At 68.5% G+C, this 1090-nt stretch carries 1 protein-coding gene; it reads right to left on the reverse strand.

The window, feature by feature from the left end:
- Positions 1-54: 54 nt before the first annotated feature.
- Positions 55-957 carry an aldo/keto reductase family oxidoreductase gene (locus tag MFF42_RS22380; protein ID WP_238257870.1) on the reverse strand — a complete coding sequence of 301 codons (903 nt, stop codon included), beginning with the start codon at positions 955-957 and terminating at the stop codon, positions 55-57.
- Positions 958-1090: the final 133 nt, after the last annotated feature.

The raw sequence follows: 1090 nt of genomic DNA on the forward strand, positions 1-1090 counted from the left end.
CGCCTCGCGATGACGGCGAGGGGCAAAGCCCCAGCAAATTAATCCGAAATCGTATCACTCCCCGGACGGAGGCGCGATCCGGCCAAGCTCCGCCATCGCCGCGTCCGGCAGCATCAGGTCGGCGGCGGCCAGGTTCTCCCGGAGATGCGCGACCGACGACGTGCCGGGGATCAGCAGGATGTTGGGCGCGCGGCGCAGGAGCCAGGCGAGCGCGACCTGCATCGGCGTCGCGCCGAGCCGCTCGGCCACCCCGGACAGCGTCGTCGATTGCAGCGGGCTGAAGCCCCCGAGCGGGAAGAACGGAACGTAAGCGATCCCGGCCGCCGCGAGGTCGTCGACGAGCGCGTCGTCCGCCCGGTGCGCGAGGTTGTACGCGTTCTGGACGCAGACGATCTCCGCGATCGTCCGCCCCTCGGCGACCTGCCGGGCCGTCACGTTGCTGAGCCCGATCCGGCGCACCAGACCCTGGCGCTGAAGATCCGCCAGCACGGCGAGAGGGGCCTCGATGGAGCCCTCGGCCGGTCCCGACACGTCGAACATGATGCGCAGGTTGACGACATCGAGCGCGTCCACGCCGAGATGGCGCAGGTTGTCGTGGACCGCGCGGGTGAGATCCTCCGCCGAGAAGGCCGGATTCCACGACGCGTCCTCTCCCCGCTTCGCACCGATCTTGGTGACGATGACGAGATCGTCCGGATAGGGATGAAGCGCCTCGCGGATGATCTGGTTGGTCACGTGCGGGCCGTAGAAGTCGCTCGTATCGATGTGGTTCACGCCGCGGGCGACCGCCTCGCGCAGGACGGCGACGGCGCCGCCCCGGTCCTTCGGCGGGCCGAACACGTGCGGGCCGGCGAGTTGCATCGCGCCGTAGCCCAGACGCCTCACCGGGCGATCGCCCAGGGCATAGGTGCCGGCTTTGCCGAGATCGTTGGCGAGACCATTGTCGCGATCAGTCATGGGTGTCTCCTGTGTGACGCCCTCGGATCTAGACGCTGCCGCACTGCGCGATAATACGGTTCAATCAGCACGGGCTGTACGAAGGATTGAACAGTGTCGGCGGATCTCGGGGACCTCGCCGCCTTCGTCGCCG

Origin of the sequence: Methylorubrum podarium (assembly GCF_022179745.1) — a bacterium.
Taxonomy (GTDB): Bacteria; Pseudomonadota; Alphaproteobacteria; order Rhizobiales; family Beijerinckiaceae; genus Methylobacterium; species Methylobacterium podarium.